13 protein-coding genes are annotated in these 12,706 nt (G+C 69.4%); 6 read left to right on the forward strand and 7 right to left on the reverse strand.

Translation table 11 applies throughout. The features are described from left to right. The first annotated feature begins 83 nt into the window (after positions 1 to 83). The 4 genes from AB0B28_RS13760 to AB0B28_RS13775 all read left to right on the forward strand — a co-directional run bounded on the left by AB0B28_RS13760 (position 84) and on the right by AB0B28_RS13775 (position 3,193). Positions 84 to 1,085: a hypothetical protein gene (locus AB0B28_RS13760; protein WP_360120586.1), complete on the forward strand. Its 1,002-nt coding sequence runs from the start codon at positions 84 to 86 to the stop codon at positions 1,083 to 1,085. Positions 1,086 to 1,230: 145 nt separating this feature from the next. Next, positions 1,231 to 1,407, forward strand: coding sequence for a hypothetical protein (locus AB0B28_RS13765; RefSeq protein WP_360120588.1), 177 nt, complete (start codon positions 1,231 to 1,233; stop codon positions 1,405 to 1,407). A gap of 140 nt (positions 1,408 to 1,547) precedes the next feature. Beyond that, a complete protein-coding gene (locus tag AB0B28_RS13770; RefSeq protein WP_360120589.1) occupies positions 1,548 to 2,174 on the forward strand; it encodes a flavin reductase family protein in 627 nt (208 codons plus the stop codon). A gap of 95 nt (positions 2,175 to 2,269) precedes the next feature. Continuing rightward, on the forward strand, positions 2,270 to 3,193 hold the full coding sequence (locus AB0B28_RS13775; protein WP_360120672.1) for an NADP-dependent oxidoreductase: 924 nt from the start codon (positions 2,270 to 2,272) through the stop codon (positions 3,191 to 3,193). Between the two features lie 178 nt (positions 3,194 to 3,371). Here the strand turns inward: AB0B28_RS13775 and AB0B28_RS13780 are convergent, their stop codons facing one another. From AB0B28_RS13780 to hisF, 3 genes are all read right to left on the reverse strand, one after another. Next, entirely contained in the window at positions 3,372 to 5,186 is a 1,815-nt protein-coding gene (locus AB0B28_RS13780; RefSeq protein WP_360120591.1) for an ABC transporter ATP-binding protein, read from the reverse strand. Continuing rightward, a complete protein-coding gene (locus AB0B28_RS13785) occupies positions 5,183 to 7,075 on the reverse strand; it encodes an ABC transporter ATP-binding protein (RefSeq protein ID WP_360120593.1) in 1,893 nt (630 codons plus the stop codon). The genes AB0B28_RS13780 and AB0B28_RS13785 overlap by 4 nt, the downstream gene beginning before the upstream one ends. 298 nt (positions 7,076 to 7,373) lie before the next feature. Further along, positions 7,374 to 8,135 carry an imidazole glycerol phosphate synthase subunit HisF gene (hisF, locus tag AB0B28_RS13790; RefSeq protein WP_360120595.1) on the reverse strand — a complete coding sequence of 254 codons (762 nt, stop codon included), beginning with the start codon at positions 8,133 to 8,135 and terminating at the stop codon, positions 7,374 to 7,376. Between the two features lie 145 nt (positions 8,136 to 8,280). On the opposite strand from hisF, the gene AB0B28_RS13795 reads away from it, so the two are divergent. Both AB0B28_RS13795 and AB0B28_RS13800 read left to right on the forward strand, forming a co-directional pair. After that, positions 8,281 to 8,682 (forward strand): hypothetical protein, encoded by a 402-nt coding sequence (locus tag AB0B28_RS13795; RefSeq protein WP_360120597.1) that lies wholly within the window; start codon positions 8,281 to 8,283, stop codon positions 8,680 to 8,682. Between the two features lie 19 nt (positions 8,683 to 8,701). After that, positions 8,702 to 9,412, forward strand: coding sequence for a TetR family transcriptional regulator (locus AB0B28_RS13800; protein WP_360120599.1), 711 nt, complete (start codon positions 8,702 to 8,704; stop codon positions 9,410 to 9,412). A 49-nt stretch (positions 9,413 to 9,461) separates the two neighbouring features. Here the strand turns inward: AB0B28_RS13800 and AB0B28_RS13805 are convergent, their stop codons facing one another. The 4 genes from AB0B28_RS13805 to AB0B28_RS13820 all read right to left on the reverse strand — a co-directional run bounded on the left by AB0B28_RS13805 (position 9,462) and on the right by AB0B28_RS13820 (position 12,695). After that, positions 9,462 to 9,872 carry an SCO5389 family protein gene (locus AB0B28_RS13805; RefSeq protein ID WP_360120601.1) on the reverse strand — a complete coding sequence of 137 codons (411 nt, stop codon included), beginning with the start codon at positions 9,870 to 9,872 and terminating at the stop codon, positions 9,462 to 9,464. A gap of 132 nt (positions 9,873 to 10,004) precedes the next feature. Beyond that, the gene (locus tag AB0B28_RS13810) at positions 10,005 to 10,967 is read right to left on the reverse strand and encodes an ATP-binding protein (protein WP_360120603.1); all 963 of its coding nucleotides are present in this window, start codon (positions 10,965 to 10,967) and stop codon (positions 10,005 to 10,007) included. Between the two features lie 146 nt (positions 10,968 to 11,113). After that, complete coding sequence (locus AB0B28_RS13815; protein ID WP_360120605.1) at positions 11,114 to 12,025, reverse strand: amino acid ABC transporter permease; 912 nt, start codon at positions 12,023 to 12,025, stop codon at positions 11,114 to 11,116. A gap of 13 nt (positions 12,026 to 12,038) precedes the next feature. After that, positions 12,039 to 12,695 (reverse strand): amino acid ABC transporter permease, encoded by a 657-nt coding sequence (locus tag AB0B28_RS13820; protein WP_360120607.1) that lies wholly within the window; start codon positions 12,693 to 12,695, stop codon positions 12,039 to 12,041. Positions 12,696 to 12,706 lie beyond the last annotated feature (11 nt).

Below are 12,706 nucleotides of genomic sequence, written 5' to 3' on the forward strand. Positions count from 1 at the left end.
TGCGGGTCCGAAATACGCGGTTCGCGGCGATTCTGAGCTTAGGCTTCGGGCGTTCGCCGCACCGCTATCGAAGGATCTCCGCAGTGAAGACCGCCACCGGACGCATCGGACTCATCGGCGCTGCGAGCGCCGTGCTGCTGGCCGTCGCCGTTCCCGTTCAGGCCCAGGACATCGGATACGCCGACTGGAGCATGGAGGGCGGGAGCCGGGCCTATACGGGCACGATGGCCCTGCCCGGGGGCTTCCCGGAGGCCACGTTCACCTCCGACGCCCGCGCGCAGTCGGGCATCCGGTCGGGCGCGAACACCTGGCTGGGCCCGAACACGCCGTTCGGGGAGGTCTACGGCTCCAGCCGGGACCGCGAGTACGCGCTGATCCGGCCCTTCGCCGACACGCCGGGGAACCCCTCGACCACGACGTACACGTTCGCCGAGCCGACCCCGGCGAGCCAGTGGGGTTTCGCTTTGGGCGACATCGACGCCGACACTGTCACCATCTCGGCGACCGACGCGAACGGCGACCCGGTCCCGGCCTCGGCGCTGGGCTACCAGGGTTCGTTCAACTTCTGCGACACCTCCCCCAGGCCGGGGACGTGCTCAGGCATCACGACCTTCCACCAGCCGACCTGGACCGAGGCCACGGCCACGCTCGCCGGCGACGGCAACGACGAGACCGGCGGCACCGGCTGGTTCCAACCCACCGTCCCGATCGCCACGCTCACGTTCTCCTTCAGCGCGTTGAGCGGCTTCCCGGTGTACCAGACCTGGTTCGCCACACTGGAAGTCCCCGAACCCGACCCGGACCCCACGGACGACCCGACCAGCGACGGCCCCACCGACGACGAACCGACCACGGACGAACCCACCAGCGACGACCCGAACACCGAAGACCCGTCCGCGGGCGCCCCGGGCTCAAACACCCCACCCGCCGACGGCTCAGCAAAACCGGCCGCGAACAACGACGCGGGCACCGGCTCAGACCTGCCGATCACGGGAGTCTCCCTGTTCGCCACCCTGCTGGCGGGCCTGGCGGCACTCACCGCGGGCGTGCTAGTCCTCACCCGCCGACGCAGCACCGAACACTGACCAACACGATGTTGCCCGATGGCCGGTCGGGCGCATTCGACACGACTGCATGTATAAAGCCTGAATGGTGACCATTCAAATTCGGGACGTCCCGGAATCGCTCCGGGACAGGCTCTCTGCCACGGCCAGGTCACGGGGCCAGCCGATGCAGTCGTACCTGCTCTCGGTCCTGGAGGAGGAGGCGCAGCGGTCGATCAATGTCGAGCTGCTCCGCGTGATCGACCGACTCGACCGAAGCGGCTCCTTCCACGGGGCCGAGATGAGCGCTCAGGTCGACGACCTTCGCGTCGAACGGCACCGTCGCAACACCGAACCCCTGTGATCGTCGTCGATGCGCCCTCAGTCAGGCAGCACGAGCCCGGCCGACAGGCGCGACGCGGCTCGGCAGCGCCACGTCGCCTGATGGCCAGCCGAGCGTGGCGCGAACGGGTTTCATTGGCTGCTGAAGCGAATGGAGCCGTCATGCATGTGAACACGCCGTTGAAGGTCCACTACTACGGGACCCCGGTGGTCCTGGTCAGCACCCGCGACGTCGAGGGCAGGGCGAACCTGTCGCCGATGTCCTCGGCGTGGTGGCTCGGGGGTTCGGCGATGCTCGGGATCGGGAACAAGTCGCAGACCGCGAAGAACCTGCGCGAGCAGGGCGAGTGCGTGCTCAATCTGGCGCCGAGCGACCTGGCCGAATCGGTCGACCGCCTCGCCGACCTCACCGCCGTCGACCCGGTCCCGCCCACCAAGGCCGCGAAGGGCTACCGGCACGAGGCCGACAAGTTCGGGGCCGCGGGCCTGACCGAGCAGGCCGCAGAGCTCGTCGCCCCGCCCCGGGTGCTCGAATGCCCGGTCCAGTTGGAGTGCCGCGTGGTCGACTCGCACCCGTTCAACGCGACCTGCACCGCGTTCGAGGTCGAAGTCCTCAGGTCCCATGTGGATGAACGGATGCTGGTCCCCGGCACCGCCTACGTCGACCCCGACGCGTGGGACCCGCTCATCATGAAGTTCTGCGAGTACTACGGCGAAGGCCGCCATCTGCGGCCCTCACGCCTGGCCGCGAACTGGCGGATGCCCCACCAGCATCTTGCCGCCCAATGATACTGATCCATTGCGCGCCAATCGGTTCGGTGACGCGTTACATTCGAGCCGGGGCGGGAGGCACCCGCCCCGGCGAGAGGAACCCGATGGCGACGATGCGCGCAGTGATCCAGCACCGGCTCGGCGGACCGGAGGTCCTGGAGGCCGTGACGGTCGAGCGGCCCGAGCCGGGCCCCGGCGAGGTCCTGGTGCGCGTGAAGGCGGCCGGAACCAACCCGGTGGACTGGAAGACCCGCGAACTCGGCTCGATGGACGAGACACTGCCGCCGTTCACACTCGGCTGGGACGTCTCAGGGACCGTCGAAGCGCTCGGTGCGGGCGTGGAAGGATTCGCGGTCGGCGACGACGTGTACGGGATGCCCCGGTTCCCGCACTTCGCGGGCGCGTACGCCGAATACCTCACCGCTCCCGCGGGCGAGATCGCGGCCAAACCGGCCCGGCTCGGCCACGTCGAGGCCGCGGCCCTGCCGCTCGCCGGACTCACCGCGCTCCAGGCGCTCGACGGCGTCGCAGAGGTCGGCCCGGGCCAGCGCGTCCTGGTCCACGCCGCCGCGGGCGGCGTCGGACACCTGGCCGTGCAGATCGCGAAAGCCAAGGGCGCATACGTGATCGGCACCGCCAGCGAAGCCCGCCACGAACTCGTGCGGTCGCTGGGCGCCGACGAGGTGCTCGACTACCGCAGCATCGACTTCACCGAAGCGCTCAGCGATCTGGATGTCGTCTTCAACACCGTGGGCCCGGAGTACGAGGCGCGGTCGGCGGCGGTGCTGCGCGACGGCGGCACGCTGGTGTCGCTGCGGCGGGCCGAACTTCCCGAGACCGAACGGGCGCGAATCGAGGCGTCGGCGATGCTCGTGGCCCCCGATCGCGAAGGGCTGCTGACACTCTCGGCGCTGGTCGAGAAAGGCGAGTTGACGCCGGTCATCGCGCAGACGTTCACGCTGGAAGCGGCCGCCGAGGCGCATCGGGCGCTGGAGACGGGCCGCACCGCGGGGAAGATCGTGCTCACCGTCGACTGATCCGTCACGCAGGAGACCACGGCACCGGGCATGGGAGGCTAGGCGCATCGCCGGGAAGATCGTGCGCAGCGTCGGCTGACCTGTCGCGCTGGCGCATCGCCCGGTGATCGGCCGGACTGCATCGCGAACGGGTCGGGCCCGCGACGGAACGTCGCGGGCCCGACCCGTTGCCGCTGCCTCAGTTCGAGCGGGTCTGCTCGACCCAGGAGCCGTGCAGTCCCGCGTAGACCGAGCCCTCCTCAGTGGCCAGGAGCGCGTGCGGACCCTGCTGGACCAGGTTCCCGGCGTCGAAGACCAAGACCTCGTCAGAGGTCTCGGCAGTCGAGAGGCGGTGCGCGATGATCACCGTGGTGCGCCCGCGCGTGACCGCGTCCAAAGCCGCCGAGAGGCGCAACTCCGTGGCCGGGTCGACCGCGCTCGTCGCCTCGTCCAGGACCAGCAGGTCCGGGTCGGCCACATAGGCGCGCACCAGCGAGACGAGCTGGCGCTCCCCCACCGAAAGGTTCGCGCCGCCCTCGCCCAACTCGGTGTCCAGGCCCGCCGGAAGCGTCTCGACCCACTCGGTGAGCCCGAGCTCGGCGAAGGCCACGTAGATCTCGGCCTCGGTCAGATCCGGGCGGGCGAAGCGCACGTTCCGCGCCAGCGTGCCGTTGAACAAGAAGCCCTCCTGCGGGACCATCGTCACCCGCGACCGCAGCGACGAGAACCGCACGCCCGTCAGCGGTTCGCCGCCCAACAGCACCCGGCCCGAGGTCGGGTCCATGAGGCGGGTCAAGAGCTTCGCGAACGTGGTCTTGCCCGAACCGGTCTCGCCCACGACCGCGACCTTCGCATGCGCGGGGATCTCCACGTCGATGCCGTGCAGGACCTCCTCCCCGCCCGGATAGGCGAAGCGGACCCCTTCGAAGCGCACGCCCAGCGGGCCCTCGGGCAGGTCCACGCCGTCGGCCGGGTCGGCCACATCCGGCTCGGTGTCGATGATGTCGAGCACCCGCCGCCAACCCGAGACCGCGTTCTGGGCCTCATTCAGCGTCTCGGTGCCGATGACCACCGGCTGCGTGAACAGCACCACCAGGAACAAGAACGCGGTCAACTCGCCCACGCTCATCGAACCGCCCGCGACCAGGAACGCCCCCAAGACCACCACGATCGCGTTGACACCCAGGTAGACCAGTTCGCCCGCGCCGAACGAGAACGCCGAGCGGCTGATCGCGCGGGTCTGGTCGCGGCGGTGCTCCTCGATCGAGGCGTCCAGGCGCTCGCTCGTGCGCGCGCCGACCCCGTACGCGCGCACCGTGCCCGCGCCGACCACCGACTCCGAGACCGCCGAGAGCATCGTCGAGACGCTCCGGCGCACACTCGTGTACGCGGCCGCCAGATGCCCCTGGAGCCATTTGATCAACCACGTGACCGGGATGAACACGATCCACACCGCGATCGCCAACTGCCACGAGTAGACCGCCATGACCACGGTCGCGACGATGATCTGCGCCGTCGAGGTCACCAGGATCATGCCGCCCTGCTGGAGGAACTGGCTGACCTGGTCGATATCGGTCGTCACTCGCGCGGTCAGCGCCCCGCGGCGCTCGGACTGCTGGTGCAGCATCGACAGGTCGTGGATGTGGCGGAACGTCCTGCGCCGCAAGTTGGCCAGCGCGTGCTCGGAGACGACGAACAAGCGGCGGTTCATCAGATAGTTCGCGCCGGTCGTGACCAGCAGGACCGCGATGCCGATCGCGGCGACCGCGATGACGTAGGACAGGTCCGGGCCCCCGTCCCCGAGGATGCCGTGGTCGAGGATCTGCTGCGCCCCGATGGGCACCACGAGCCGCCCGAGAGCGGTGACGGCGGCCAGGAACACGGTGAAGCCGAGGCCGCGGCGCAACTCCGGGGAGAGCTGGAGGCCGCGCCGGACGGTCTGGAGCGGGCCGAGCTGGGGATCCTCGGCCTCGGCGGCGCGCTTCTGGGCGCGCTTGTCGGTGCGGGTGCTCACGCGGCGCTCTCCTCGTCGAGTTCGGAGTCGTTCAGGGCGGTGCCGGACAGGTCGTCCTCGTCGGGGTCGTCGAACTCCCGTTCGGCTTCGGCCCGTTCGTAGGCGGTCACCAGGTCGGCGTACGGCGGGTGGGTCCGCAAGAGCTCGGTGTGCGGGCCGCGGGCGGTGATGCGGCCGCCTTCGAGGAACACGACCTCGTCGGCGAGGGCGATCGTGGCCCTCCGGTAGGCCACCACCAGGACGCTCGACGCGGCCTGGGAGTGCTTGAGGCCCGAGAGGATCTGCGACTCCACTTTGGGGTCGACGGCGCTGGTCGCGTCGTCGAGGACGAGCAGGCGGGGGCGCCCGGCCAGGGCGCGGGCGAGGGTGAGGCGCTGGCGCTGGCCGCCGGAGAGGGTGGTGCCCCGCTCGCCGACTTCGGTGTCGAGTCCGGCGTCGAGGGAGGCGGTGAACTTCTCGGCTCCGGCGGCGGCGAGGGCGTCCCAGAGGCGGTCGTCGTCGACGCCTTCGCGGCCGAGGTCGAGGTTGGCGCGCACGGTGTCGTCGAACACGAACGGGATCTGCTGGACGAGGGCGGTGGTGCGGGCGAGGGAGGCGTGGGTGAGGTCGCGGACGTCTTCGCCGTCGAGGCGGACGGTGCCGCGGGAGGGGTCGACGAGGCGGGCGGCGAGGTGGGCGAGGGTGGACTTTCCGGAGCCGGTGGCGCCGACGAGGGCGACGGTGGTGCCGGGGGCGACGGTGAAGTCGACGTCGTGGAGGGCTTCGTGGCCGTCGGGGTAGGCGTAGGCGATGTGGTCGAAGGCGAGTTCGGCGGGGGCGCCGGAGTCGGGGAGTTCCTTGTCGCCGTATGACATGTCGCCGGTGGCGGCGAGGACGTGGTCGACGCGGCCCCGGCCGACGACCGCGCCGGGGAGGTCGCCGAGGACCCAGCCGATGGCGCGGATGGGGAAGGCCAGCACCGAGAACATGAAGGAGACGGTGACGAGCTGTTCGAGGGTGATCGCTCCGGCTTCGAAGCGGACGAGGCCGACCAGGAGGGCGACGAGGACGCCGATCTCGGGGAGTCCGGCGATGGCCGGTTCGAACGCGGCGCGCAGGCGCCCGACGCCGATCATGGCGTCGCGGAGCTCGGTGGCCGAGGCGCTGAAGCGCTCGGTCTCGGCGGCTTCGCGGCCCATGGCCTTGACCACGAGGGCGCCGTCGAAGGACTCGTGGCCCACGGCGGAGACTTCGGCGCGCAGTTCCTGGGCGCGTTTGGCGCGGGGGGCCATCTTGGTGGCGAAGTAGGCGTTGAGGGCGAACAGGGCCGGGAACATGCCGAGGGCGACCAGCGCGACGGCCCAGTCGATGAGGGCGAACGCGATCATGGCGATGACGACCATGAAGAGGGTGCCGCACGCGAACGGCAGCGGGGCGAGGGGGCGGGTGGCGGCCTCGACGTCGGCGTTCGCGTTGGACAGGAGGGTCCCGGTGGGGTGCTTCTGGTGCCAGGAGACCGGGAGCGCGAGGTAGCGGCGGGTGATGCGGCGGCGCCAGTGGGCCTGGACCTTGAACATCATGACGCCCGCGCCGATGCGGCGCGCGCACATGGACGAGAAGCGGATGATCGAGGTCCCCAGCAGCGCGGCGACGCCGAGGAGGACGGTGCCGAGGGCGACTTCGCCGTTCTCGTAGGCGGGGACGGCCACGCCCGCCACGACCCAGCCGATGATGAACGAGAGGAACAGGGTCATCGCGGTGTTGACCATCGCGCCGAGCGCGCCCACGGCGAAGGGCTTCGGTTCGATGCGGACCATGTCGACGATGTTCCGCAGCCCCCGCCTGAGGATGCGGGTGTCGGCGGGCTGGTCGAACGCGGTCGGCGCGGCGTCGCCGGTGGGCAGCGTCATTGGGTCTCCGGTCAGGTGGGTGTCACTGAACGTGGTGCGAGCCGCTTGCTAGCCGTCCGGCAAGCGATCGCTTGCAATCATGCCTCGCCCCACCGACAGACGACAACAGCATTGCGCCCGGGTTTCATTCCGTAACGAGGCCCGCTGCGACGCCGGAGACACACCTGCCATCCCAAACCCCCACCCACCCAGGGGACTATGCGCCGATCATCGCCGAGGGGTACGACAGAAAACGCCCCGCGAGCCCCACGTGTCACCCGAAGGAGTCACGTAGGCGAGCCGGAGTCGCGTCGCCGGGTTAGCGGATCGGGTGGCCCGCGTTCTTGAGTTCCTGCTTGACCTCGCCGATGGCGACGTCGCCGAAGTGGAAGATCGAGGCGGCCAGGAGGGCGTCGGCGCCCGCGTCGACCGCGGGCGGGAAGTCGGCGGCCCGGCCCGCGCCGCCGGAGGCGATGAGAGGCACGTCGACCGCGGCGCGCACCGCGGCGATCAAGGGCAGGTCGAAGCCGCGCTTCGTGCCGTCGGCGGCGATCGAGTTGAGCAGGATCTCCCCCGAACCGAGCTCGGCGGCCCGCGCGCACCACTCGATCGCGTCCAGGCCGGTGCGGCGACGGCCCCCGTGGGTCGTGACCTCCCAGCCCGAGTCGGTGTCGGCGCCCGAGGCCACGTCGGCCGAGAGCACGAGGACCTGGTTCCCGAACCGGTCGGCGATCTCGGCGATGACCTCAGGCCGCGCGATCGCGGCCGTGTTCACCCCGACCTTGTCGGCGCCCGCCCGCAGCAGCCGGTCCACGTCATCGGGCGTCCGCACCCCGCCGCCGACGGTCAGCGGAATGAACACCTGCTCGGCCGTGCGCGCCACGACGTCCATCATGGTCCCGCGGTCGTCGCTCGAAGCGGTCACGTCCAAGAACGTCAACTCATCGGCCCCGGCCGCGTCATACGCCGCCGCGAGCTCGACGGGATCCCCCGCATCGCGCAGGTTCTCGAAGTTCACACCCTTGACGACCCGCCCGGCGTCCACATCAAGGCAGGGAATCACACGCACCGCAACAGTCACGCGGCCAGCCTACAGCGCAGGCCTTTCGGTGTCGTCCGCCATATTTCCGCGACCTCACTTGAACACGTTCAAAATCAAGCGTAGGTTCAGATCAGAAGTTGAACCTGTTCAACTCACGAGTTCCCCTCTGAGAACGGAGCCTGTCATGGACATGACGGTCGTCGCCTACATCACCTACCTGCTCATCGCCGTCCCCCTCACCGTCTGGGTCGCGCGCACCCTCGGCGCGAACGGCTACCACTTCATCAAGGACGTCTTCGCCGGAGACGAACAGCTCGCCCAAGCGGTCAACAAACTGCTCCAAGTCGGCTTCTACCTCCTCAACTTCGGATTCGTGACGCTGTGGCTGCGCACCACCGCGCCCATCGCCGACGCCCGGGGCGTGTTCGAGACCGTCGCGGTCAAGATCGGGGCCGTGCTCCTGGTCCTCGGCATCCTCCACGTCCTCAACGTGGTCGTGCTCAACGCCTTCCGCAAGCGGGGCCACGTCGACGCCCGCGCGCTCGCCACTTTGGAGCCGCCGCAGCCGAGGCCGTATCAGGGATGAACCAAGTAGGATCGCCTTCGTGAGCTTCGAAGCCGAGTCTTCCGACGCGTCCGCCCGCCCCTCCTCGAAGGGCGAGCGGACGCGGCAGCGGATCATCGAGACCGCGCTCGACATGTTCGCCGAACGCGGCTACGACAAGACCACGATGCGGGCGATCGCGGCCGAAGCCGGTGTGTCCGTGGGCAACGCGTACTACTACTTCAAGTCCAAGGAACACCTCATCCAGGGCTTCTACGAGCAGGCCACGACCCGCCACGCCGAGTTGACCCCCCAGCTCCTCGAAGGCAAGCAGACCCTCGCCGAGCGCATCGAGGCCGCGCTGCTGGCCTGGCTCGACATCGCCGGGCCCTACCACGCGTTCGCGGGCCAGTTCTTCCGCAACGCCGCCGACCCGGCCAGCCCGCTGAGCCCGTTCTCGGAGGAGTCGACCGAGAGCCGCGACCGCGACATCGCGCTCTACCGCGAGGTCCTGGAGGGCTCCAAGACCAAGGTCCCGGCCGACATGGCCGACATCCTGCCCGAGATGCTGTGGCTCCACCAGATGGTGGTGGTCCTGTACTGGGTCTACGACAACTCCCCCGGCCAGGAGCAGTCCCGCGAGCTGGCCCGGCGCACCGCGCCGCTGGCCGCGCGGGTCGTGGCCCTCTCCAGGCTGAAGATCCTGCGGCCCTTGGTGAAGCAGGGCGAGGAACTGGTGCGGGACTTCCTGATCACCCGCCGCCCGGCCTGAACGGGCGAAGGCCGGCCGGACCGAGGGGTCCGACCGGCCTTCGCGCGTCTCAGCAGTCGCGCAGTTCAGGCGACTGGTTGAGCAGCTGCCCCCGCGGGGAGATGAACTTGCGGTACGTGTCCGAGTCGACCTCCGAGGTCGGGAACGCCGCGATCCGGTGGCAGTTCTGGAAGGCGAGCTTCACGCCGTAGTGGCGCTCCAGCGCCCCGCGCATCGAATCCGAGGCCAGGACGCGCAGCAGCTGCCCCCGCGACTGCTCGTCCGGCGGCGGGGTGGTGTTGTCGGCGAACTGGGTCGAGCCGCTCGACGAGACCACCCCGTTCTTCAGGTCGTTCACGACCTTCGCGATGAGCTCCCAGGCGAAGGGCAGGGACTGCTTCACGCAGTCGACGAAGTCGGCGTCGCCGACCTCCCCTGCTTCCGCCTTGGCCAGCAGGTCTTCAGAGACGTCAAGGGACATGCGTTCTCCTCTCGGTTCGAATCGGTTCATTGTGCTCGGCCCGATCACCGTCCGCTGTCGGGTAGTCGACGCAGACGGGTCCCGGTGCCGCACCGTCCAGAACGGAGCCGCACCACGCTGTGCGGGCCCGCCCTATGCGGCCGGTGCGCGGAGCAGGTGCTCCCCGAGGACGAAATCGGGCACGATCTGGTCGGCGAGGTCGGCTCCGGCGCGGTCGTTGCCCCAGGCCAGCGCGGCCTTGCGGTGGAAGTCGTGGGCCTGGCGGGTGAACTTGGCCCAGTCCTTGCCGCCAGCGACGGCCTTCTCGCGGGCGGCGTCGATGACGGCGAGATTGGCCGGTTCCAGGGCCGCGACGGGGCCGACCGAGCCGCGTTCGGCGGCCTTGACGTACTTGGAGCGCTCGCACCAGCCCAGGAGGGCGTCGCCGACGTGGGAGCGCAGGAACTCGACGTCGTCGGCGTCGTCGATCTTGTTGCCGATCACCGAGATCGGGACGTCGTAGTCCTCGGCGTAGCCGGTGTACTGCTTGTAGACCCCGACCGAGCGCAGGGTCGGCTCGCACACCAGGAACGTGTGGTCGAAGCGGGTGAACATCCCCGAGGCGAAGGCCTCGGCCCCGGCGACCATGTCGACCACCACGAACTCGTCCGATGCGTCGACGAGGTGGTTGAGGAGCAGTTCGACCGCGCCGACCTTGGAGTGGTAGCAGGCGACGCCGAGATCGTCCTCGACGAAGCCGCCGGTGGCGGCGAAGCGGATGCCGTCGTGCTCGGTGAAGAGGGCGTCGAGCAGCGGGTTGGATTCGGCGACGCCGACCAGGCGCGAGCCGGGTCCGGGCGGGGTGGTCTTGAGCATGAGCTCGGCGGAGGGGATGAGCGGGTTGGCGCCCCTCAGGTAGTCCTTGATGTCGGCGAGGTGCTCGCCGAGGACGGGGTAGAGGGCCTCGGCGTCGAGGCCGAGCGCGGCGGCCAGATGCTGGTTGATGTCGGCGTCGATCGCCATGACCGGGTGGCCGAGCGCGGCGGCGCGGCGCGCGAACAGCGAGGCCATCGTGGTCTTGCCCGAGCCGCCCTTGCCGACGAAGGCGAGTTTCATGGTTGCGGTTCCCCCAGTTATTGAAAATGATTGCTGATTTCAATAGGAGGGTAGCAGTGGTCGTATCCGATCGGATCTCACATGCGCCGCATACGAAGAGGGCCCCGTCAGCGGATGCTGACGGGGCCCTTCGCGCGAGGTGCGGATCAGGGAGCGGGTGGCGCCTGACCGGCGGTGACCTGCGATTCGATCTGCGCGGCGGCCTTGGGGGCCGCGGTCTTCTTCCGCAGCCTGCGCTCGGCCAGGACCACCAGCTTCGAGAGCGCGTATGCGAGCACGAAGTAGATGAACGCGGCGATGAGCAACGCCTGGAGGAAGGAGTTGCTGTAGTCGCGCCCGACGAGGCTGGCCGAGTGCAGCAGCTCGGGGTAGGTGATCACATAGCCCAGCGAGGTGTCCTTGAGGAGGATCACCAACTGCGCCAGCACTGCCGGGAGCATGTTCCGCAGCACCTGGGGCAGCACGATGAGGCGCTGCACCTGGCCGTGGCGCAGGCCGATCGCCCTGCCTGCCATCGCCTGCCCCGGGGGGAGGGCGTTGACGCCGGCGCGAAGGATCTCGGCGAAGATCGCGCCGTTGTAGATGCCCAGGCCGAGCACCAGGAACGTCAAGCGACGCGCGTCGTTGCTCCAGCCGAGCGTCTCGGTGGTGAAGCCGAAGTGCCCGTCGATGGTGAAGGAGACCCAGATGAGGAGCACCAGCGGCAGCGACCGGAAGAACTGCACGTACCCGGTCGAGGCCCAGCGGGTCAGCGCGAACTGCGAGATGCGCCCGAACCCGAAGATCACGCCGAGGATCAGCGCGAGCACCGAGCCGAGCGCGAACGCGGTCAGCGTGCTGACGATCGCGGGGATCCAGGTGGTCTCCACGACCAGCGCGTCGAGCGGGTTCACCCAGCGGGAGGCCTCGAAGAAGCCCTCGCCGTTGAGGACGAAGGCGGCGTAGCCGAGGATCGCGAGGATGACGACCGCGGAGACGACCGCGGCGATGTTGGCGTTGCGTCGGCCTTTGGGGCCGAGCACGTCGAACAGGACGGTGGTCTCGTTCTTTCTGCTCATGAGTCGGCCCCTCTCATCGGACGAACGCGGTGCGCTTTTCAGCGACTCGCACCAGGTAGCTGAGGACGAGAGCGATCGACAGGTAGCCGACCGTCACGCAGATGATGACGCCCCAGAGGTCGAAGCGACTCTCGGTGTCCTCGATGAGCCGCCGCGAGCGGGCGGTCAGTTCGGGGACGCCGATGGCGAGCACGAGCGCGCTGTTCTTGACCAGCGCGATCAACAGCGAGCCGAGGGGCGGGATGACCGCGCGAATGGACTGCGGCAGGATGACCGAGCTCAGGGACTGGCCGAAAGTGAGTCCCAGAGAACGGGCGGCCTCGGCCTGGCCCAGCGGGATCGAGTTGATGCCCGATCGCATGGTCTCGCCGACGAACGCGCCGGTGTACATGCCCAGGCCCAGCAGGGCCCAGACCCAGTTGTCCGCCACGATCCCGACCTTGGGAAGGCCGAAGTACATGATGAACAGGACGGCGAGCAGCGGCACGTTGCGGAACAGCTGCGTGTAGGCGTTGGCGGCCCAGCGCGCGGGAAAGGCGGGGCTGACGTGCATGACCACGAGGATCATGCCGATCACGAGGGCGATGGCGTAGCTGGTGAGGGTGACCCACACCGTGGTCCACATGCCCGCACCCAGGGCCGCGACCATCAGATCGAAATTGTCGAACAAGCGGACTCCTC

The organism is Glycomyces sp. NPDC046736 (genome assembly GCF_040645615.1).
Taxonomy (GTDB): domain Bacteria; phylum Actinomycetota; class Actinomycetes; order Mycobacteriales; family Micromonosporaceae; genus Glycomyces.

Excerpts from the sequence above, each read along its gene's own strand:
- AB0B28_RS13815 (WP_360120605.1), bottom strand. The coding sequence starts at position 12,025 with ATGAGCAGAAAGAACGAGACCACCGTCCTGTTCGACGTGCTCGGCCCC.
- AB0B28_RS13775 (WP_360120672.1), top strand. The coding sequence starts at position 2,270 with ATGCGCGCAGTGATCCAGCACCGGCTCGGCGGACCGGAGGTCCTGGAG.
- AB0B28_RS13795 (WP_360120597.1), top strand. The coding sequence starts at position 8,281 with ATGGACATGACGGTCGTCGCCTACATCACCTACCTGCTCATCGCCGTC.
- AB0B28_RS13785 (WP_360120593.1), bottom strand. The coding sequence starts at position 7,075 with ATGACGCTGCCCACCGGCGACGCCGCGCCGACCGCGTTCGACCAGCCC.
- AB0B28_RS13765 (WP_360120588.1), top strand. The coding sequence starts at position 1,231 with ATGCAGTCGTACCTGCTCTCGGTCCTGGAGGAGGAGGCGCAGCGGTCG.
- AB0B28_RS13770 (WP_360120589.1), top strand. The coding sequence starts at position 1,548 with ATGCATGTGAACACGCCGTTGAAGGTCCACTACTACGGGACCCCGGTG.
- AB0B28_RS13810 (WP_360120603.1), bottom strand. The coding sequence starts at position 10,967 with ATGAAACTCGCCTTCGTCGGCAAGGGCGGCTCGGGCAAGACCACGATG.
- AB0B28_RS13805 (WP_360120601.1), bottom strand. The coding sequence starts at position 9,872 with ATGTCCCTTGACGTCTCTGAAGACCTGCTGGCCAAGGCGGAAGCAGGG.